Origin of the sequence: Chryseobacterium daecheongense, assembly GCA_027920525.1 — a bacterium.
GTDB lineage: Bacteria > Bacteroidota > Bacteroidia > Flavobacteriales > Weeksellaceae > Chryseobacterium > Chryseobacterium proteolyticum.
Genome location: CP115858.1, coordinates 3,007,408 through 3,028,388, shown reverse-complemented (window position 1 = coordinate 3,028,388; position 20,981 = coordinate 3,007,408). Strand labels below are relative to the sequence as shown.

Here is a 20,981-nt window from a genome sequence, read left to right as displayed (position 1 = left end):
CCTATGAGAAAACTCCTGGTCCTCCTGTTCATATTCCAATTACTTTTGCTGCAATCGCAGGTAAGAAAAGGACTCGTGATTCCAAAAAATCCAAGGATAGGACTTTCACTTGCCGGCGGAGGAGCTAAAGGATTTTCTCATGTTGGAGTATTAAAGGTACTCGACTCCCTGGGAGTAAAAGTTGACTATGTTGCAGGAACCAGTATGGGAGCTATTGTTGGAGGACTATATGCTTCAGGATATTCCGGAAAAGAAATAGAAAAAATCGTTATGGATACCGATTTCTATTCTCTGATCATGGATCCTAAATCCAGAAAGGAAAGCACATTCTTTAATAAATCTGTTGACAAATATCTTCTTTCCATTCCCATTAAGCATGGTAAGATCAATCTCCCCTCTTCTATCAGTACTGGACAGAAAAATGTTTACCTGTTAAAGGAACTGTTTAAAAATGTTTCGAACATTGATGATTTCTCCAAATTACCAATTCCTTTTATGTGTGTTGCTACCAATCTGGAAAGTGGGAATATGCAGATTTTTGAAAAAGGTGATCTCGTAGAATCTATTATGGCAAGTTCCGCATTTCCGTCTTTAATGGATCCGGTAAAAGTTGGCGACAGTATTTACATAGATGGAGCTATGACTGTTAACTATCCATCAAAGCCATTAAAGGACAAAGGAATCGATATCGTTATTGGTGTGGACCTTAACCAGGACTTATCAAAAAGAGAAGATTTAAACAATATTATAGCCATTCTTAACCAGGTTATTGATATGAATATCCACAAGGATACAAAACGTCAGTACAAGTACACTGATATTAACATCAAACCGGACCTTAAAGGAATGTCCGCGACCAGCTATGATGAAAAGAAAAAAATCCTGGATAGCGGATATGTTGAAGGACTCAAATATGTTGATATACTGAATCAGTTACCCAAGCGTTCTTTTGACCGCCTCAGACAGCGCGTAAATCCAATTTATTCCAACGTATATAAGATTGACAGCATTTCTTTAATTGGAAGCAAAATTTACGGTAAAAACTATGCTCTGGGGAAAATGGGATTACACCTTCCCTCTATGGAAACTTACGGTAGCATTAACAAAAAAATAGACCGACTGGTAGCAACTAATAATTACAAGTTCATCAATTATGATATTGTATCGGAAAATAATGCCAATTATCTTAAATTGTATGTAACCGAAGACGATGCCAGACATTTTTTTAAATTCGGATTACACTATGATGATGTCTTCAAAACAGGATTGCTTCTAAACTATTCTGCAAAAAGACTCTTATTCAGAAATTCAAATCTGTCGCTTGACGTTATTGTGGGTGACCAGCCGAGGTATTATCTCAATTATTTCATTGATAACGGATACATTCCGGGATTCGGAATCTACTCTTCGGGAATGAGCATTGATCTTAAAGACATCAATAATAATGTTGTTGACAGCTGGAAATGGTTAAGAAATGAAGCCTATATCCAATCCGTATGGAAAGATAAGTTTGCAATCGGCGGCGGGATCAGCCACGATTATTTCAGTGCTGATATGAACGGATCAAATGAAAGAGTAAGCCGTTTCCTTAATCCCTATGTATTTATAAAAAGCGATACTCAAAACGATAAGGATTTTCCTTCAAAAGGAATTTATATAGCTGCTGAAGGAAAAGTGGTCGATCTGATGAAATCTGAACTTGAAAAAAGAATTGTTCAGGTAAAAGCTGATATCAGAATAAATATTCCTTTGGCAAAACAATTTACTTATCGTCTGAATTTATATGGAGGAATAACAATCGGTGAAAATCTTCCGGAATTCTATAAATATAAACTGGGAGGAATTTTTGAACAGAATGTAGTTAATTTCAGAAGTTTTGCAGGATTTTATTTTGCACAGCTAAGCACTAACAACGTTGTTTTAGTATCTAATGATCTTCAGTTTAAATTCAACAAAAATTATTTCATAAGTGGAAACTTCTCTTTTGCGAACCTTTCCAACGATATAACTTTTGAAAACGCAGCTAAACTTAACTACAGTTCCCTGGGAATAACAGCAGGATATAAATCTCCGTTCGGACAAATTAAAATTAATTTCAGTCACTCTCTAAAAAATAATCAAAAAGGCATATTCAGTGTAATACTAGGACACTGGTTTTAAAAAAATGATACAATTCTTTTACGAAAACTTACCGGAATCTGTGAACACAGATTATACAAAATGGCTGGAAGATATCATTCTTTCAGAAGGAAAAAAATTGGGTGAAATCAATTACATCTTTTGTGATGATGAATATTTACTTAAAATTAATCAGGATTATTTACAACATGATTACTATACAGACATCATCACTTTTGATTATGTTAAAGGCAAAACAATAAGCGCAGAGATTTTCGTATCTTTGCAGCGCATTTCAGATAATGCTTCTACCCTATCAAAAAATTATGAAGAAGAATTAAGAAGGGTTTTAGGACATGGCATCCTTCATCTTTGCGGATATAAGGACAAGACCGAAGAAGAAGAAAAAGAAATGCGAAGTAAAGAAGATTTCTATTTAGCTAAATACATTGGATAATGTAGTTTGGCATTTGTAATCTTTACACCATGTTTTTTTAATTTATTTTTTTGAATGAAACGAAATAAACATGGCGAAAAACAATGAATACAGGCTTATTAAAGCAGTATTTTAAAATAATGTTTCACGTGAAACATTTAGTAAAAAGATTAAAATTTAAGCCTTAAAACAGGTATAAAAAATGATTTCAGAAATATATGACGTAATAGTAGTAGGTGCAGGCCATGCAGGTTGCGAAGCTGCAGCCGCAGCTGCAAACCTTGGATCAAAAACCCTACTCGTTACAATGAACATGCAGACCATTGGTCAAATGAGCTGTAACCCTGCTATGGGAGGAATAGCTAAAGGGCAGATCGTACGTGAGATTGATGCTATGGGAGGATATTCAGGAATTGTAGCTGACAAATCAGCCATACAATTTAAAATGCTGAACCTTTCAAAAGGTCCTGCGATGTGGTCACCCAGAACCCAGAACGATAGAATGCTTTTCGCTGAAGAATGGCGTTTAGCATTAGAAAATACACCCAATCTTGATTTCTTTCAGGATATGGTAAAGCAGCTTATTATCGAAAATAACCAGGTAGTTGGTGTGGTAACTTCTTTAGGAATTTCAATTAAAGCTAAATCTGTAGTCCTCACAAACGGTACTTTCCTTAATGGTTTGATCCACGTTGGCGATAAACAATTGGGAGGTGGAAGAATGGGAGAACCCAGAGCTTTTGGCATTACAGAACAATTGGTATCTTTAGGTTTTGAAGCCGGAAGAATGAAAACCGGTACTCCACCGAGAGTAGATGGAAGAAGCCTTGATTATTCCAAAATGGAAGAGCAAAAAGGAGATGAAAAGCCACAAAAGTTCAGTTACTTAGATACTCCGAAGTTAACCAAACAATTAAGTTGTCATATCGTTTACACCAACGAAACCGTACACGATATTCTACGCGAAGGTTTTGACAGAAGCCCTATGTTTAATGGTACCATTCAGAGTTTAGGTCCAAGATATTGCCCTAGTATTGAAGATAAAATCAACCGATTTGCTGAACGTACAAGACACCAGTTATTTGTAGAGCCAGAAGGCTGGAGAACAGTAGAAATATATGTAAACGGCTTTAGTTCTTCCTTACCGGAAGATGTACAAATCAAAGCTATGAAACATATTCCAGGATTCGAAAATGTAAAGGTTTTCCGTCCAGGCTATGCCATTGAATACGACTACTTCCCCCCTACCCAGTTAAAGCATACCTTAGAAACAAAACTAATTGATAATTTATATTTTGCCGGACAAATTAATGGTACTACAGGATATGAAGAAGCGGCCGGTCAAGGTTTAATGGCAGGTATTAATGCCCATAATAAAGTACACGGTAAAGAAGAATTTATTCTTAACAGGGATGAAGCATATATAGGAGTTTTAATTGATGATCTTATTACCAAAGGTACAGAGGAACCTTACAGAATGTTTACCTCACGTGCCGAATACAGACTCCTTTTAAGACAGGATAATGCGGATATCAGATTAACTGAAAAAGCGTATCAACTAGGACTTGCAAAAGAAGAAAGATTAAGAAAAGTTGAGCAAAAAATAGCTAAAAGTGAGGAACTTGAAACATTCTTGCGAGAAACTTCTTTAAAACCCGGAATCATCAATCCTATTCTAGAAAGTGAAGAAAGTAATCCTGTAGATCAAGCCTACAGAGCTTCTCAGTTTCTTACCAGACCTAATATTACATTAGAAAAGCTTGAAAATATTGATATCATTAAAGAAGTAGCCTCTCAATTTGACGATGAAGTAAGGGAACAGGCTGAAATTAATATCAAATACAAAGGATATATTGAAAAGGAAAAAGAAAATGTTGCAAAACTGAATCGTTTGGAAAACATTAAAATTCCTGAAGATTTTGATTATCTAAAACTCTCAAGCTTATCATCTGAGGCTAAACAAAAAATGAATAATGTAAGACCAAAAACAATTGCCCAAGCAGGAAGAATCAGTGGTGTATCCCCTGCTGATATCAACGTTTTACTGGTCTATTTAGGACGATAATTACATTATGTTTCACGTGAAACATAATTAAATTTAAAACAAAAATTAAGGTATTTATGAGCTTTATATAAACTCTAAATATCATAATTTTTACTATAAAAGAATATTTTAATGAAAATTAAAGATCACTTTCTGACTCAGGAAATATTTGAAATTAAAGAAACAGAAACTAAAGGAGTTTTCAAAACCTCCCCTATTCCATCCAACATTTCAAAATACTACGAAAGCGAGGATTACATTTCACATCATCAGGATTCAGGAAGCCTAAAAGAAAAAGTATATAAATTCCTTCAGTCTTTCAATCTTCAGTATAAGAAAACAATTCTCATAGATCGTATTAATAAGAATTCAAAAGTTCTGGATTATGGTTGTGGCGCCGGAGAATTTGTAAAATTTATAGAAAATGATTTTCAGACGTTTGGATATGAACCTAATCCAGATGCAAGAAAAGCTGCCCAGAGCAAAGTAACAAAAGCTAAAATAATAGATAACATTACTTCCTTAGAAGATAATAGTCTTGATGCAATTACATTATGGCATGTTTTTGAACATATTGAAAATCAGTCAGAGATCCTGGAAATCTTTCATAATAAATTAAAAGAAAAAGGACTTCTGATCATTGCCGTACCCAACCCTACTTCGTATGATGCAAAACACTACAAAGAATATTGGGCTGCTTATGACGTTCCAAGACATATCTTTCATTTTTCAAAAAAAGGGATGGAAAATTTAATATCAAAAAATCCAGATTGGAAATTAAGAAAAATCAAACCGCTTGTCCTGGATTCATATTACATCTCAATGCTAAGCGAAAAATATAAAAAATCACCACTTTTTTGGCTAAAAGCTATCATCTACGGAACGATTTCTAACGTAAACGCCATTTTTTCGAACGAATTTTCAAGTTTGATATACATTATCGAAAAAAGATAGAAAATCGATTTTTGATATATTTCTGAAGGTCAATTTTTGACAAATTTGGCTCCAAAATAAAAAAGTGAAGAAATTAATAATTAAAAATTCAAGATAATTTGTAAAATTATCTTGAATAAAAGGTCTGATATTTTATCAGACCTTTTTTATTTATTTACGTTTACTATTCAAAATATAAAATGTAATAAGAATCGACAAAACTTAAATCAATAAATAATTTTTATCTCCCATTCTCATTTAACATTATTTCAAACTCTGCAATAGATCGTTAAATCAAAATGAAATATACATTTCCAAATTTCTCTCCTACCCTATCGATTTAAAAATTACCCTTGGATTATTAAAAATCACCAACTTAATAAATCTATAGACAAATACCATCTCTCACTTTTAAACTTAGTATTTTAATTAATAAAATCAACCATATTAGAAATAATAAAAAACATATTAATAACACCACTAATTCACTAGAGATATTTAAAAAATTACCAAAAAGAAACATTTAACACCATTTTTTTCATTTCAAAAAGGAAAAATTATGAATAAAATCAAAATTTCAGGTTAAAACTTGAAAAAAAATATAAATATTTTAAATTATATAAAATAAATTATTTAGTTAAATAATTTATTTAAAGAAAAAAAATAAACAAAATAACTTAATTAGTAATAAAAACACACTAAATATTAAAATATTTAAAACAAATGATAAAATATAAAAATAAAATAAACAGAAATAAAAATAATTAAGTAAAAAATATTAATAAATGCATTTTGTTTATCAATTCTTATGTTTTACATAAAATAAATCATTGATATGTGAAAATAATTTATACATTCACAGAACCATTTTAAATATTAATCAATGAAAAATTTTAAACTCGTAATGATAGCAATAGGAATGCTATCCATTACAGCATGCGAAAAAAGAGACGAAGATTTAAACACGCAATCTTCAGAAAAACAGCAACTTCACTCATTGGGAGCAAAGCTGATTGATCAAACTACTTACAACAATTTCGCTAAAGTAAACATCAATGAGCTAACCTTAAGACTAAAGGGTAAGACCGAAAAAGCAGCAAAAAATGCACTTGCTTCAAGTTATTTAATTCCCGGTCTTCCAGCAATTGGAGACCAGGGAGCAGAAGGTTCTTGTGTTGCCTGGGCAACAGCTTATACCACAGCTAGTGGTCTGGAATCTAATTTCAAAGGAGTTACTGCCAAAAGAAGCCCCGAGTACGTTTATAATCAAATCAAGCTCGGATCTTGTGATGCAGGTGCTTATGTAAGTGATGGATTAAATCTGATTAAAAATCAGGGTGTTTGCAGTTGGGCGGAAATGCCTTATACAGATACAGGATGTTCTACTCAGCCAAATTCCTCACAGAAAAATGCCGCAAGCACTCACAAATTTACCACCTGGGCAACGGTTGATAAAACAGATATCAGTAATGTAAAAACACTTCTAAGCATGAATTTACCCATAGTTATCGCAGTAACAGTAGATTACAGCTTTGATCATTTAAGTTCATCTAACGGATGGATCTGGAAGTCACATTCAGGTAGCAGCAGAGGTGGCCACGCCATTGCGGTAATAGGATATGATGATGCCAAACAGGCATTTAAAGTACAAAACCAATGGGGAACAAATTGGGGGAACAATGGATATTTCTGGATCGATTATTCATTCTTTGCCAAAACAACTAATGGTGCGATTAACGAATGTTACGTAGCATATGTTCAATAAATAATGATTTCAAAAAAAATAACCTTCTCACATTGAGAGGGTTATTTTCTTTATATACAATAACAGTTTTTATTTATTGATCGCAGCAATACCAGGAAGTTCCAGTCCTTCAAGACTTTCAAGCATCGCTCCCCCACCGGTAGATACATAGCTCACTTTATTTCCGTAACCAAATTGCTTAACAAAAGCAACACTGTCACCTCCTCCTACTAAGGAAAAAGCCCCCAGCTTTGTTGCCTCAGCTATACTGTCTCCAAGTGCAATAGTTCCGGCAGCGAAATTTGACATTTCAAATACTCCGATAGGACCATTCCATAAAATAGTTCTTGAATTCAATAGAACGTCATTAAACTGATCTCTTGATTTTGAACCTGCATCCAATCCCATCCATCCTTCAGGAATAGCATATATATCTACTTCCTTCCTATCAGCATCATTATTAAAACTTTCTGCAATGATCGTATCAGATGGCAGATAAACTTTCACATGATGGTCTTTTGCTTTAGCCAAAATTTCCAGTGCTAAAGGTAACTTGTCCTCTTCCACCAAGGAATTACCTATTTTACCTCCAAGAGCTTTAATAAATGTAAATGCCATTCCACCACCAATAATTAAATTATCAATGGCAGGTAGAATATTTTCTATAATGGTAATTTTAGTTGAAACCTTTGATCCTCCAAGTATCGCAGTTACAGGCCTTTCACCATTCTTTAAAACTTTATCAATAGCTGTAAGCTCATTAGCCATCAGTAAACCGAAAAATTTAGTTGAATCAAAAAACTTAGCGATTACCGCTGTAGAAGCATGTGCACGGTGTGCAGTACCAAATGCATCATTCACATAGGCATCTCCTAATTTAGAAAGCTGCTCGGCAAAGCCTTCATCTCCTTTCTCTTCTTCATTATGAAATCTAAGATTCTCCAATAATAAAATTTCACCAGGTTTAAGCTCGGAAGCAGCCTGCTCAGCTTTTGGTCCTACAGATTCTTCTACGAATTTTACCTCTTTTCCTAAAACATTGGATACTTCCTCAAGAATATGCTTTAATGAAAACTCGTCTTTCACCTCTCCTTTAGGTCTTCCCAGGTGAGTCATTAAAATCACAGATCCTCCATCATTAAGAATTTTATCAATAGTTGGTTTAACCGCAGCAATTCTTGTATTATCCGTAACTTTAAGCTGATCATCTTGCGGAACATTAAAATCCACCCTTACTAAAGCCTTTTTGTCTTTAAAATTGAAATCATTCACTGTTTTCATAAATATCTTAGAATTTTCGTTTCACAAATGTAAGATTTTAAACTTTTGAAAAAGATCGAATAAAAAAAAGTTTTCAAAAAACTTCCCACAAGCCCAACACTCACTAACCAACAATTTTTTTTTTTTGATAAAAGAATAATGAGTATTGTTGTTGAGTGTTGTGAGTTTCGGGGATAACTTTACCCTAAAAAGTTGATAACACTAAATTTTTATGTAATTCATATTTAATTCACAATATAATTTCTTGTAAATCTGATTATTTAGAGGGTTACTAACAAAAATCGTTTAGTTGTTAACAATTTTAATTATTAATTACTCATTTATGGAAAAGCTAATGAATTCTTCCAAAAAAGATTTTTGAAATTTTCCGTTGGCTTTCCAAAGATTTTTCTCATTAGTAAATTTTAGTATTGGAAAAATATTTAGTTTATAAAAGTTTTCCACAGTTATTCACAATGCTTTTCACAATTAACCAATGATCAACTAACAATTGATATTTAATACTTAAATTTGTAAGGAAATAAATCTATATAAAGTTTAATATAACTACTATGAAAAGAAAAATTGCGATCGCAGCCGATCATGCAGGCTTTGAATATAAGGAGATTGTTAAAAACTATTTTTCAGAACAATTTGATATTCAGGATTTTGGAACGTTTTCCACAGACAGTGTGGATTATCCTGACTTTGTACACCCTGCAGCAACTTCCGTAGAAAATGGGGAAAACGAATTAGGAATTCTGATCTGTGGAAGTGGAAATGGTGTACAGATCACTGCTAACAAGCATCAGAAGATCCGTTGTGCTCTTTGTTGGATGCCGGAGATTGCAACGTTGGCAAGACAACATAATGATGCCAATATGATTTCAATGCCTGCAAGATTTATCTCAAAAGAACTGGCGATAGAAATTGTAGAAAAATTTCTCTCTACTAATTTTGAAGGTGGCAGACACCAGACAAGAGTTGATAAAATAGCAGTTTGCTAAAAAAAAATATAAAGGCTTGTAAATCAGATTACAAGCCTTATTTATTTTAAATTACTTATCTTTGTGACCATAAATAGAAACATATTCTATATTCTTCTCCAAGAACCTACACTATTCATATTAAATATATTTATAATAGGTTTTTTCTCCTCTTCTCCTTTTTTGTATTAAATTTATACGAACTAAAGCTCCCATTATTAAAAGATTGGAAGAAAAAATGATACAATTTAATTAAAGGGACGATATTGAAATTTGAATGAAAGTAAAGTTATTTATAGTATTATTATTTACAATAAACTTTTTCCATGCCCAGGATATAGATAATGATGGAGTTTTAGATGTAGATGATGCCTGTCCAACCGTCTTTGGTTATGCCTCTGATATTCCTTCAAAAAATGGGTGTATGAAACAAGATTGTAAAAAACTGGAAGAAGAAAGACAAGCAAGGTTAAAAATATTTCAGGATGAATCAAAACATGTTGACTATAATAAATTAGTAGAAAAAATAATAGATGATATAGATTTGAAATTATTTACTTCTGATAATGTAATAATCTTTAATAAAATTACAACCCTCACTTGTGGAACAGGAAGTGCATATTATTGCCCGGTTAATTATAATTTTGAATCACCCGTTTTTTCGACAGATGATTTACTGACCGAAGAGACAAGTAAAAAACTATATAATAAGATCCCAAAAAATATAATTTTTGCAAAACGAATTTTTGGAGAAGCAGCTGGAATAGAATTTGAAAATGAACCTATACTGAATAATATAAGTAAAAAAGTCAAAATTTTTTATGGAATTGAAAAGGATGCTATTATATATCCCAAACATAAAAAAATACAAACAAAAATAAATAGATATAATGGTTTACTATTAAGTATCATCAAGAATGATTTTGAAAATAAAGTTGAAGTAAGAAAAGTATATACTGATTCTGATTTTAGAAATAGTAAAACTTTTTTAAATACATATCAATACATTGACAATCATTGGATACTGATAGAAACAAAACAAGATAAAGAAAATTAAAATGCCAAAAAAAAGAAAATATATAAGTCAAAAAAATGACCATAAATTAATGGAGATCGGTAGATTGATCCTGAGATTTATGAACGAAAATTCATCAAAGATCTATAACTATAAGCAGATCGCTGATGGAATTGATTACAAAAACCCAAGACAAAGGGAACTTGTGATCCAGGCTTTGCACAAGCTGCAGGCTTCTGAAAAAATAAAAGAGACTGATAAAGGAAAATACATTATCAATTTAAAAATCGCCGGAACACTTACCGGTGTGATTGATTTTAACCAATCCGGCAACGCCTACGTAAATGTGGAAGGAATGACAGATGATATTTTTATCCATTCAAAAAATGTGAAGGATGCTTTACAGGGGGATAAAGTACTGATTGTTACTTACACTTACAAAGGGAAAAAATTAGAAGGTTCTGTTCTTGAAGTTCTGGAAAGAACACGTACAGAATTTGTGGGGACCCTACAGGTGGTAAGCCATAAGGATTTCGGATTTGTAGTTTGTGATAAAAAGACGATCAATACAGATATATTTATACCGAAAGGAAAATTTGGAGGTGCTGAAGATGGTGACAAGGTTGTTGTGAAAATGACCGAATGGAAACCAGGAGATAAAAATCCCGAAGGGGAAATTATTAAGGTTTTAGGTTCTCCTGGAGAACATGAAACTGAGATCCACTCTATTCTTGCAGAATACGGCTTACCTTATGAATTTCCTGAAGAAGTAGAACAGGATGCAGATAAGATTAACAGAGAGATTACAGATGATGAAGTTGCAAAACGTCGTGATATGCGTGGGATCTGTACTTTTACCATAGACCCTAAAGATGCAAAGGATTTTGATGATGCGTTATCCATCCAGAAACTAAAGAATGGTAACTGGGAAATCGGTGTCCATATTGCGGATGTTTCCCATTATGTAGTTCCCGGAACTATTTTAGATGACGAAGCTTATCAGAGAGCAACCTCTGTTTATCTGGTGGATCGTGTGGTTCCGATGCTTCCTGAAGTTTTAAGTAATGATGTATGTTCACTTCGTCCGAATGAGGATAAATATACATTCTCTGCGGTTTTCGAATTGAATGATAATGCTGAGATTCAGAAACAATGGTTTGGAAGAACAGTTATTCATTCCGACAGAAGATTTACCTATGAAGAAGCTCAGGAACGTATTGAAACACAGCAGGGAGATCTTGCTGAAGAGATTCTGGTACTGGATAAGCTGGCAAAAATTATGCGTGAAGGACGTATTAAAAACGGTGCAATTACTTTTGACAGAAGTGAAGTACGATTTAATCTTAATGAAAACAATGAACCCATCGGCGTTTATTTTAAGATAAGCAAGGATTCAAATCACCTGATTGAAGAATTCATGCTTTTGGCCAATAAAAAAGTTTCTGAATTTGTTTCTTTAACGAATAAAGGAGGAATGACCAATAATACCTTTATATATAGGGTTCACGATGATCCGGATCCGGCAAAACTGGAAGCATTAAGAGATTTTGTTTCCACATTCGGATATCAGATGAATCTTGCCAATACGAAGAAAGTAGCTGAATCCCTGAATAAGCTATTGTACGATGTAAAAGGGAAAGGAGAAGAAAATATGATCGAAACGCTAGCTATGCGAAGTATGAGCAAGGCAGTCTACTCTACTGAACCTATTGGACATTACGGTTTAGGATTTGAGTACTATTCCCACTTTACTTCTCCGATCCGTCGTTATCCCGATTTACTTGCACATCGTTTACTCCAGCATTATCTGGATGGTGGAAAATCTCCGGACAGAGCTGAATTGGAAGAAAAAGCAAAACACTGCAGTGCCATGGAAAGACTGGCAGCAGATGCTGAAAGAGATTCTATTAAGTTTATGCAGGTGAAATTCATGGAGAAACATCTTGGAGAAAACTTCAAGGGAGTGATTTCCGGAGTTGCGGAATTCGGATTCTGGGTAGAAATTCCTGAAAATGGAGCTGAAGGACTTATTAAACTAAGGGATCTTGTAGATGATTCCTATGTGTATGATAAGACAACCCATGCTGTTTATGGTTCACGAACAGGTAAAAAATATCAGTTGGGAGATGAAGTTCACATCAAAGTAGTGAAAGCTAATCTGATTCAGAAACAACTGGATTTCAAGATTGTTGATTAATTAAATCATAAAGTCTAAATTTGTACAAAATGAGATGGATTTTTTTCCGTTTTAAAGCCATATTAAATGTTTGAACTTGTACTTTCTGCTGTCATATTAGGATTCATGTTAAGCCTGGTTTTCATAGGACCTATTTTTTTCCTTTTAATTGAAACCAGCTTCTCAAGAGGTCCCAGACATGCTTTAGCGCTTGATCTTGGTGTAATTACGGCAGATTTGCTTTGCATTGTGGCCGCCTATTATGCGAGTGCGGATCTTGTGAACCTGATTGATAAGCACCCTGGATTTTACAGGATTACATCCATTCTTATTTTTGTATATGGGGTTGTTATGCTGGTTACCAAAACCAAGATGCATATGCCCGGTGAAGAAAGAATCATTGGTCAAAATTATTTTAAGACTTTTATTAATGGTTTTTTCTTCAATCTTTTAAATGTAGGTGTTATTCTTTTCTGGTTGGTTACTGTTATTTCGGTAAGAAACCAGTACCCTGACATCAGTAATTTTATTCTTTATATAGGGATTGTAATAGGCACCTATTTATGCATTGATCTTGCTAAAATTTTCCTTGCCAAACAATTCCATGACAGGCTTACTCAAAAGCTGGCCAATAAGATCAGAAGAATCGTAGGTGGAATTCTTATTATTTTCAGTTTTTTCATCTTTTTACAGAGCTTTAAAAAATTTAATCAGTTTGATAAACGTCTGGAAGAAGCAGAGAAAAAAGAAGTCAAATATCAAAAATCAAAATGAAAAAAAATATCTTTCCAAAGTCCCTTAAAAAAGGAGATAAGATAGCTATTATTTCTCCTGCAGGAGCAGTTGATGAATCCCAGCTCGAAAAAGGAATTTCCATGATTAAAGCGAAAGGTTTTGAACCTGTTTTAGGAAAACATTTGTATACCAGATATTCTAACGGATACAACTATGCCGGAACAGAAAAGGAAAGATTGAAAGATATAAACTGGGCCTTCAATGACCCCGAAATTTCTGCGATCTGGGCCTCCAGGGGCGGATACGGGTGCCAGCATCTTATCCAGCGCATAAAACTTACACAGTTTTTAAAAGATCCAAAATGGTATATCGGATATTCAGACAATACAGTAATCCAAAGTTATTTACTGAAAAAAGGATTTGTATCTATTCATGGCCAGACAATTAAAACTTCCAGTTTCGGAGTTACAGAAGAAAGCTATGATTTAGTTTTTGATATTCTGAAAGGAAAAGCTCCAAAATATGGTTTACAGACCAATCAATTGAATAGAGAAGGCAATATTGAAGGCGAATTGATTGGGGGAAATTTAGCTCTGATCTATGCACTTTTAGGAACTCCCTACTCTTTTGATTTTAAAGGTAAAATATTATTTATTGAAGATATCGGAGAAAATTACTATGCCCTGGATCGAATGATCATGAGTTTGGAATTAGCCGGAGTTTTTAAAAAAATCAAAGGACTTATTGTTGGTGGAATGACCAATATGGGTGATGAAAAAGAGAATAAAAATTATGAGGAAAGTTTCGATGAATTTGCCTATAAACTAATCTCTGAAAGAATTTCAAAATATAAATTTCCCGTTATTTTTGGTTTTCCAAACGGACATATCAAAAACAACAGACCATTGATTATCGGTGGAAATGTGAAAATGAAAGTTGGAAGTAAAGTTAAGATAGAATTTTAATCAGGCATTAATTTTCACTTTTTTAATCTTTTAAATGTAAAAAAGACAGATGGCATCTCACAATGATTTTGGAAAAATAGCAGAAGATTTTGCCGTAGAACATTTGCAGAGAAACGGATATAAAATTCTTGCCAGAAACTATCGGTTTCAAAGAGCCGAGATTGATATTATTTCGGAAATAAAAAATCTGATTGTAGTTATTGAAGTAAAAGCACGTTCTACAGATGCTTTTATGCTGCCTCAGGAAGCTGTTACAAAAACAAAGATCAGATCTATTGTTAATGCTGCTGATCATTATCTCGAAGAGTTTAATCATGTGAAGGAAGTACGCTTCGATATTATTTCAGTTTTGCCGGATGAAAAAGGAAAATTGGTTCTTGAACATATTGAAGATGCATTTCAGGCATTTGACGCCAACTAAAATTTAATTCAAAATGTACCGTGATTCACTGATCGGGTTACTAAGAAATTGCTACAATAAGATATGAAAACAATATTAATAACCGGAGCAACTTCCGGGATTGGAAAGTCAACAGCAGAGCTTTTTGCAAAACAAGGAAACAGGGTTATTATCTGTGGAAGAAGAAATGAAGTACTGGAGTCTGTACAAAGCGAATTATCAGCTTTTACAGAAGTACTCAGCTTAAAATTTGACGTTAGGAACCTGGAAGAAGTACAAAATGCAATCAATTCTCTTCCTGAGGAATGGAAAAATATTGATGTTTTGGTTAATAATGCCGGAAATGCGCATGGTTTAGATCCTCTTTCGGCTGGAAAAACGGACGACTGGGATTCTATGATCGATGGAAATGTAAAAGGACTTTTATATGTTTCTAAAACGATTATTCCAGGAATGAAAGAAAGAAATTCCGGACATATCGTTAATATCAGCTCAGTAGCTGCCAGACAGACCTACGTCAATGGTGTTGTATACTGTGCGACCAAAAAGGCAGTTGATGTCGTTTCCGAAGGAATGCGTTTGGAGCTCACTGAATTCGGAATAAGAGTAACTAATATTCAGCCGGGAGCTGTAGAAACAGATTTCTCTTTGATACGATTCAAAGGGGATCATGAAAGAGCTTCTACCGTATATGCTGGTTATGAGCCTTTAAAGGCTGAAGATATAGCAGATGCTATTGCCTATTGTGTAAATGCTCCAAAACATGTGAATGTGTCAGATATGACAATCTATCCGAGTGCACAAAGTGAACCGAGAACAATCTACAGAAAATAGATTTAAAAGGATTAAATTTGCAGATATTATTTAAGTGTATTTAAACCTGCCTATAAGCTTACAAAAATGAAAATATTATATCTAGAAACCTCTTCTAAAAACTGCTCAGTTGCCATTTCAGATAATGATAAACTCCTGTGTGTATGTGAAGAAGTTTCTGAAAACTATAAACAATCCGAAAGCTTGCATACCTTTGTAGAGTGGGCATTGGAAGGGGCAGGAATTTCCATTAAAGAGATTGAAGCCATATCCTTGGGAAAAGGCCCCGGCTCTTATACTGGATTAAGGATTGGTGCAGCTTCTGCAAAAGGATTTTGTTATGGTTTAAAAATTCCTCTGATTGCGGTGAATTCTCTCGAAAGCATGAAAGAGCCCTTTTTAGGACAAAACTATGATGTCATCATACCCTTAGTTGACGCAAGGAGAATGGAGGTTTATACGGCAGCTTATGACGGTATTACGGGAGATGAGATTTCTTCTACGGAAGCTAAAATTCTTGATGAACAATCTTTTAGTGAATGGTCGGATAAAAAAATACTTTTTGTAGGAGACGGCGCTAAAAAGGCAAAAGAAATACTGCAGTTACCCAACGCAGAATATAATGAAGAGATATATCCTTCCGCACAACACCTGATAAAGAAGACGCTTGAAAAAACAGAAAGTAAAGACTACGAAGATATTGCTTACTTTGAACCTTTTTATGTAAAAGATTTTCATGGAGTAAAGAAAAAGAAAAGCGAAGATTAAATCTTCGCTTTTTTATTTATTTTGGCCTAGGAGGCTGTGAATTCGGATTCTGCATTTGAAGATCCTGCTTATTCTGATCAGGATTCCCAAACCTTTTTGATTTTTTCTTTACAGGTGGCTGGCCGTTAAAGTCCTGTATTTTTTGAGCATCGTTATTATCCGGGCTGGTAGGAACATTATTCTGTGAAGCAGGTTGTACTGGTACATTATTCTGGTTCTGAGGTATCGTATTTCCTTTGTTGTCCGTTGCCTGGAACGCAAGATCACTCTTCAGGTAGTTCAGCATTTCCTTAGCTTTAATACCTTCAGGTGTTTTGGCATAATTTAATGCAATCTGTTCCAATTGTAGAATCATTACTTCTTTACCACTGGACTTTCCGGTATTGAAAGCATTCAGTAAATACAATTTTGGGACTAATGCATCTTTCGGATACTTCTCAATAGTCTGGTCAATGACATTCTTACTATCACTGAATTTTTCTGCTTCATATAATGCATATGCTCTTTTATACTCATTTTCAACATCTTCAGAGGATTTTACAAATGAATTATTTTTAGGATTTCTTGCAAATTCCGCATACGAAGTATAAGGATAATCTGTCAACAGGATCTGTTTTGCCTTCTCTGATGCCTGTGGGTTTTTCTCATAATTCATTGCAAAAATTTCATACAACGCCTGCAATAGTACTTTTTCTTCCGGCTTTACATCAACGAGATCATACAGTGTTTTAGTAGCTAAAGGGGTGTTGGTAAAATAGTTCTGGTACATGATCCCTAATCCTAAAGAAGCCGTATCTCTATCCTTTTTCAGTTGTCCTAGTTTACCCGCATCCGTTGGAATCTGTTCAATATAGAAAGCAGGTTCAAAACGTCTCGGATCAGGAGCTGATGTTACTCCCAGAGCTTCATTCTTCATATCATCAATAGAAGACATTTTTTTAGAATAACGCCAGTTATCACTTAATGCCCTGTCACCCCAAACCTGTTTAAATGAGGAAGTACCCTTGCTTACAGTTCCCGTATTGCTAAAATAAAATCCTTTAGGAGCTGTTCCGAAATCTTCAAAAGAAGTTGAACTATTGGCGAAAATAGAGTTGGAATTATAATCTCCCGTGTCAAAACCTTTACTTCTTTCAGCACGTCTTCTTTCCAATTCTTCTTTTTCTTCCTTGGCTTTTAATTTGGCAATATGCTTGGCAAAAAATTCAGTTTTTTGAGCATCGGTCATTTTTGCTAATGAAAGAATACTGTCATTTTTTTTGATCAGGTAATAGTTTCTTGAGATCTTTTTAATATTCTCGGACTGATCTTTTAAAAGAACTTTAGATGGTTCATAGGTCATAACGGCAAGCGCAGAGTCATAATATGCTCCGGCACCGATGTAATCATTTTTGTCCAGGTAATTTTTTCCTATCTCGTAATAAGCAAGACCGCGAACCTGCGGATCAGATACCTTTTCCGTCAAAGATTTTCTGAAAAACTGTTGTCCCTCTTCTTTTTTACCCGCCTTGTTGGCCATAAGTCCTAAAGCATAATAAAATTCATTCTTTCTAGACATGTAAGTTCCCTTGTTACTGATCTTCTCCAGATAATTCTTAGCACCATTATAATCCCCTTTTCCATTGAAGGTTTTTGCGATTTCAATCTGCGATTTAACTTCAAATTCAAAATCATTCGCATATTTATAAGCTGCTAAAAAACTTTCTCTGGCCTTTTCATTCTGGCCCAGTCCTTCCAGGATCTGTCCTCTTAAGTATGAAATTCGGCTTTTTAATTTACTGTTATTGTTAAGTTCAAATGCTCGGTCAAGCTCTTTTACTGCCTCTTCTTTTTTACCTGCATCCAAAAGAGTTTCCGAATTATAAATGCTCAACAATTTATCATCATTTTTACTGATCCCCTCTCCTTTCAGCTTAGTGAAAATCTCCTGAGCTTTATGATAATCTTTCATCTGGGCATAAGCCTGTCCCTGATAAACCTTAGCTAATGGTAATCTTTTGTCTTCTTTCATATGAGTGAAAACATAATTTAAGGCATCAAGGGCTTCTAAAGGTTTGTCCTGATAGATCCGGGATTGAACAAGGATCATATAGGCATCAAAAATCTGTTTATTCTTTTCTTCCCCATTTCTCACTACCGAATACTTATTGATAGCTTTTAAAGCCTTTGATTCTGCAATTTGAAGCGCGGTAGCTCCTTTTACCTCAGGCTGATTGGAATCATTTCCCGTTAGACCTGCAACAGCGGAATTAACTTTGTCTTTTACCATACCGGGAATATCCTGGAGACCAGGCTTACCCGGAGGCCCGCTTGCTCCCCTTCCTGAAGAATTAGAAGGCTTATTGACTTCGGCCATTTTCATAGAATTTTCTGCAAAGGCCGTTGATTGTCCAAGATCACTTCCCAAGGGCTGATTTTCGTAGGTAAGTATAGGAATATAAGGAGCATAAAAGTTATCTTTATGCCCCTTATCTCTGGTCGTAAATTCACTGTTCAATGCATCTTTTGCATTAAATAAAGTGTTATAATATGTGGAAAAACCTTTTAAGAACTTTGATCGTTGCTCCGGTTTTTTTACCTTGGTGGCACAGGATACAACAAAACATGCTGCTAAAAGGAATAAAATATTCTTTTTCATTATTTCAATATAACTAGCTAATCTACTTTTTATTATCAAAAGTTTGATGATTTTGTAAAAATAATAAAATTTTATATTGGAAAAATTTATATTTCTTTCAATATTTTGTAAACCAGATGGGTTGGAAGCCCCATTATTGTATAAAAACTACCGGATAATTTTTTGATCTTTGCCATTCCCAGCCATTCCTGGATACCATAACTTCCTGCTTTATCAAAAGGTTTGTAATGGGTAATATAATAATCAATTTCCTCATTGGAAATTTCATCGAGTTCCACATCTGCAACATCCGTTTCTGTAAAAACGTGATCAACCGTCTGTATGGTAATTCCTGTATATACCTGATGCGTTTTTCCGGAAAGCAATCGCAGCATATGCTGAGCATCGGCTTCATCTTTCGGTTTTCCAAGAATTTGATTATTTAAGGCAACAACGGTATCTGCAGTGAGTAAAACTTCACCCGCCTCAAGTGGACGGAATGAGTTTGCCTTTAATTGAGAAAGATAGGCAGCCGCATTTTCAATAGCCATATCATCAGGAATGATTTCTTCACAATCTATTGTTACTACTTCAAAATCAAATCCAAGGCTGGAAAGCAATTCCTTTCTTCTGGGTGATTGTGATGCTAAAAGTAATTTCATATCAAGTATTTATACAGATTGTGTGTTGTCATCATGCCAGTTTCCCTGCACCTTCATTACCTGCTCGATGACGTCACGTACAGCTCCACTTCCACCCTGCTTTGTGGAAATATAATCAGCGATGCCTTTGATTTCGGGAACAGCATTTTCTGGACAGGCTGCGATGGCTGAACTTTCCATAATATGCAGGTCAGGAAGATCATCACCCATTGTCAGGATCTCTTCATTTTTAAGATTGTATTTCTTTTTAAAATCTTCAAAATCAGCCATTTTATCATGTGATTTGGCATAATAATCTTCTATACCCAGATAATTGATGCGATGTTTTACCATTTCATCATTTCCTCCGGTAATCACCCCTATTAAATAATTATTTTTTAAAGCTTTTACTACTGCATAGCCGTCCAGAACATTCATCACTCTGCTCATATTTCCACCCGGCATCAGATACACACTTCCATCGGTAAAAACACCGTCCACGTCAAATACGAATGCTTTAATATCTTTTAATTTCTCTTTATAACCCATACATTTTTTTAATAGAATGATTCATTACTTTATATATTTCAAGGCTTTCATCCTTTAGCAATTGCTCATGAAGTTCCAATATCCTTACATCATTTCTTACAGCCGGACCCGTTTGCGCAAGCCTGGGTTCAATTTCATGAATTTTTTGAACGGTTTCATCAATTAACGGAAGAAAATAGTCGAACGGAATCTCCTGGGAATCCGATATTTCTTTGGCTTTAGAAAAAAGGTGATTCACAAAATTACAGGCGAAAACCGCTGTAAGATGGATATATTTTCTTTTGTCATGGCTACTTTCCATTACATGATCAGATATTTTGGATGCCAGCTCAAAAAGAATCTCTTTGTCTTTTTCGGTTTCTGTCTCTATGAAAAAAGGGATTTTCTTGTAGGTGAGATCTTTAGATTTGGAAAATGTCTGTAAAGGATAAAAACTTGCTTTCCTGTACTCCCCTGCTAAAATCTCCTTAGGAAGCGAGCCTGAAGTATGAGCAACAAGTGAATCTTTTTTAGTGATCATTGCTGAAACATTCTGTACAGAGTTATCACTTACACAGATAATATATAAATCGGCATCTTCCAGCTTTTCCGTAGAATAAGGAATATGTAACTCCGCAGCTATTTTTTCCAAATCCTTTTCATTTCGTCCAAAAATCTGAGCTAACGGAATGTTATTCAGAACAAAGGCTTTTGCCAGATGGTATGCGACATTTCCGGAACCTATAATTACAATTTGCATATAACAAAGATAATATTTTATGAGTTTTGGACTGAAAATTGA

The 20,981-nt window shown here is 34.3% G+C and carries 18 protein-coding genes; 13 read left to right on the top strand and 5 right to left on the bottom strand.

Features of this window, described 5'->3' with window-relative positions; translation table 11 throughout:
* Positions 1–3 precede the first annotated feature (3 nt).
* From PFY10_13380 to PFY10_13360, 5 genes are all read left to right on the top strand, one after another.
* Entirely contained in the window at positions 4–2,160 is a 2,157-nt protein-coding gene (locus tag PFY10_13380) for a patatin-like phospholipase family protein (GenBank protein ID WBV55221.1), read from the top strand.
* Between the two features lie 4 nt (positions 2,161–2,164).
* Positions 2,165–2,575, top strand: coding sequence for an rRNA maturation RNase YbeY (ybeY, locus tag PFY10_13375; protein WBV55220.1), 411 nt, complete (start codon positions 2,165–2,167; stop codon positions 2,573–2,575).
* A 181-nt stretch (positions 2,576–2,756) separates the two neighbouring features.
* Entirely contained in the window at positions 2,757–4,619 is a 1,863-nt protein-coding gene (gene mnmG, locus PFY10_13370) for a tRNA uridine-5-carboxymethylaminomethyl(34) synthesis enzyme MnmG (protein WBV55219.1), read from the top strand.
* Between the two features lie 111 nt (positions 4,620–4,730).
* A complete protein-coding gene (locus PFY10_13365) occupies positions 4,731–5,552 on the top strand; it encodes a class I SAM-dependent methyltransferase (GenBank protein WBV55218.1) in 822 nt (273 codons plus the stop codon).
* 862 nt (positions 5,553–6,414) lie between these two features.
* Positions 6,415–7,296, top strand: a complete 882-nt coding sequence (locus PFY10_13360; GenBank protein ID WBV55217.1) for a C1 family peptidase — start codon at positions 6,415–6,417, stop codon at positions 7,294–7,296.
* 69 nt (positions 7,297–7,365) lie between these two features.
* Here the strand turns inward: PFY10_13360 and PFY10_13355 are convergent, their stop codons facing one another.
* The gene (locus tag PFY10_13355) at positions 7,366–8,556 is read right to left on the bottom strand and encodes a phosphoglycerate kinase (GenBank protein ID WBV55216.1); all 1,191 of its coding nucleotides are present in this window, start codon (positions 8,554–8,556) and stop codon (positions 7,366–7,368) included.
* Between the two features lie 551 nt (positions 8,557–9,107).
* Between PFY10_13355 and rpiB the strand changes: the two genes are divergently transcribed.
* From rpiB to tsaB, 8 genes are all read left to right on the top strand, one after another.
* Positions 9,108–9,542: a ribose 5-phosphate isomerase B gene (gene rpiB / locus PFY10_13350; protein WBV55215.1), complete on the top strand. Its 435-nt coding sequence runs from the start codon at positions 9,108–9,110 to the stop codon at positions 9,540–9,542.
* A gap of 256 nt (positions 9,543–9,798) precedes the next feature.
* Positions 9,799–10,578 carry a hypothetical protein gene (locus PFY10_13345; protein ID WBV55214.1) on the top strand — a complete coding sequence of 260 codons (780 nt, stop codon included), beginning with the start codon at positions 9,799–9,801 and terminating at the stop codon, positions 10,576–10,578.
* A 1-nt stretch (position 10,579) separates the two neighbouring features.
* Positions 10,580–12,733 (top strand): ribonuclease R, encoded by a 2,154-nt coding sequence (gene rnr / locus PFY10_13340; GenBank protein ID WBV55213.1) that lies wholly within the window; start codon positions 10,580–10,582, stop codon positions 12,731–12,733.
* A 66-nt stretch (positions 12,734–12,799) separates the two neighbouring features.
* Positions 12,800–13,486 (top strand): LysE family transporter, encoded by a 687-nt coding sequence (locus tag PFY10_13335; protein WBV55212.1) that lies wholly within the window; start codon positions 12,800–12,802, stop codon positions 13,484–13,486.
* On the top strand, positions 13,483–14,412 hold the full coding sequence (locus tag PFY10_13330) for an LD-carboxypeptidase (protein WBV55211.1): 930 nt from the start codon (positions 13,483–13,485) through the stop codon (positions 14,410–14,412). Before PFY10_13335 ends, PFY10_13330 begins: the two co-directional genes overlap by 4 nt.
* A gap of 49 nt (positions 14,413–14,461) precedes the next feature.
* Positions 14,462–14,833, top strand: a complete 372-nt coding sequence (locus PFY10_13325; GenBank protein ID WBV55210.1) for a YraN family protein — start codon at positions 14,462–14,464, stop codon at positions 14,831–14,833.
* 63 nt (positions 14,834–14,896) lie between these two features.
* On the top strand, positions 14,897–15,646 hold the full coding sequence (locus PFY10_13320) for an SDR family NAD(P)-dependent oxidoreductase (GenBank protein WBV55209.1): 750 nt from the start codon (positions 14,897–14,899) through the stop codon (positions 15,644–15,646).
* Between the two features lie 66 nt (positions 15,647–15,712).
* Positions 15,713–16,393, top strand: coding sequence for a tRNA (adenosine(37)-N6)-threonylcarbamoyltransferase complex dimerization subunit type 1 TsaB (gene tsaB, locus PFY10_13315; GenBank protein ID WBV55208.1), 681 nt, complete (start codon positions 15,713–15,715; stop codon positions 16,391–16,393).
* A gap of 16 nt (positions 16,394–16,409) precedes the next feature.
* Here the strand turns inward: tsaB and PFY10_13310 are convergent, their stop codons facing one another.
* The 4 genes from PFY10_13310 to PFY10_13295 form a co-directional block, all read right to left on the bottom strand.
* Entirely contained in the window at positions 16,410–19,031 is a 2,622-nt protein-coding gene (locus PFY10_13310; GenBank protein ID WBV55207.1) for a tetratricopeptide repeat protein, read from the bottom strand.
* Positions 19,032–19,117: 86 nt separating this feature from the next.
* On the bottom strand, positions 19,118–19,672 hold the full coding sequence (locus tag PFY10_13305) for a Maf family nucleotide pyrophosphatase (protein ID WBV55206.1): 555 nt from the start codon (positions 19,670–19,672) through the stop codon (positions 19,118–19,120).
* A 9-nt stretch (positions 19,673–19,681) separates the two neighbouring features.
* A complete protein-coding gene (locus tag PFY10_13300; GenBank protein WBV55205.1) occupies positions 19,682–20,200 on the bottom strand; it encodes an HAD hydrolase family protein in 519 nt (172 codons plus the stop codon).
* On the bottom strand, positions 20,190–20,939 hold the full coding sequence (locus tag PFY10_13295) for a DUF2520 domain-containing protein (protein WBV55204.1): 750 nt from the start codon (positions 20,937–20,939) through the stop codon (positions 20,190–20,192). Before PFY10_13295 ends, PFY10_13300 begins: the two co-directional genes overlap by 11 nt.
* Positions 20,940–20,981: the final 42 nt, after the last annotated feature.